The 1,673-nt window shown below is 30.2% G+C and carries 1 pseudogene; it reads left to right on the top strand.

What is annotated here, in order from left to right:
* A pseudogene (locus tag L8X36_RS08030) lies at positions 1–1,673 on the top strand (hypothetical protein); the annotation flags it as partial.

Consider the following 1,673-nt stretch of genomic DNA (forward strand, 5'->3'; position numbering starts at 1 on the left):
ACTTTCTCTCCAGTATTTAAACCACACAAAGCAGGTAATGTAGTAAATATGGGTACTATTAATGCTAATGATGTATTACTTATAGGGAATAAGGTAAGTATAGATGGTGGCCATATCAATGGCAAACATAATGATAATGTTAGCGGTGATGCTTTAAAAAATCCAAGTGGTAATACAGCTGATAAAATTCATTTGGTGGGGAATGAAGTCAATATATTAGTAGATGGAATTAAATCAGATTCTATTATAGCTAGTGCGTATGTAAAAGGTTCTTTACAACAATCTACTACATCTTATTATAACTATGGTGAAAAAGGAGTTAATTTTGAGACTAATGAATATAGTAATATAGATAAAACAAATTTAGGTAATAAAAAATTAGTAACTAAAGATAAATTTGAAAAACACGCAACTATAGGTTCTGATGTTGATTGGTGGCACTTTGCTAAAGGGTGGAATGAAAATAAAAATAATATGAGAGATTTCTTTGGTACTTATAAATTAGTAGATGATATAGATTTTGGTGGTAATCAAGGTCAAAACTATGCCAATTATTGTATAGCTCCGGGGCAATGCACATCTATGATGGTTGGTATTAGAAATTCTGCGTCATTTAATAAAATTTTTGATGGTCAAGGATTTACTTTAAAAAATATCAATATAAATATAACAGGAGATAATAATACGCCACATACATTTGATGTAGGTATATTTGCAGTTGCAAGTGGAGCTACTTTTAAAAATATTAATGTGAATTATATGGGTGGTGGTATAGATGTAACTGGACTCAATAGCGCTGCTGTTGGTGGTTTTATTGGAGCTGTTTCAAATTCTTCATTTGAGTATATTTCTATTAATAATATTAAAAATATGAATAGCGGCAAAGTTACTACGCTCAATTTAGGAGGCTTTGCTGGTATCATTTCTAATGGTAGAGTTAATAATGTAACCATAGATAAAATAGAGAGTATTTATATTAGCAACAACACCGCTGCTTCTTATGTTGGTGGATTTGCTGGAGATTTGTTTGATGGATTATATGAAAATATATCTTTAAATAGTATAAAAAATATTGAGAATCAAACTTATGGAGTAGTTATTACTGGTGGATTTGCCGGTCAATCTCATGGGCAATATAGAAATATTTCTTTGAATAATATTGGAAGTATTAATAATGTATATTCGCGTTATCTATTTTCTTTTGCTGGTGGATTTGCAGGTGCAATACTTGGCCGGGATTCAAACTATGATAATATTTCTTTAAATAATATTGGAAATATTAATAGTTATACGGCAGAAGGTGTTGAATCTTTTGCTGGTGGGTTTGCTGGTGAAATTTCAGGAGATAGCACTTTTAAAAATATTTATATGTATTTTGACAAAGGTGCAACTACAGAGGGAACAATGTATAATGGAAAATTTTTTGGCTATGTTGGCGGTGATAGCCAATTTCAATTTGACAACATCCACATCTACCATCATGAAGACGATTTAACTAATGCAACAGCCGATCAAAACTATTGGAATGACTTTAATAATGGCTATGTTTTAGATAAAATAAATATTCACACTTACAACAATAGTAATAAAGATGAAGTTTATAAAGATTTTCAAGATAAAGCCAATACTATTTTAAAACCTGCATTTTACAATCCAAATGTCATCTTAGATGA

Source organism: Campylobacter sp. CNRCH_2014_0184h (assembly GCF_025772985.1).
GTDB lineage: Bacteria > Campylobacterota > Campylobacteria > Campylobacterales > Campylobacteraceae > Campylobacter_D.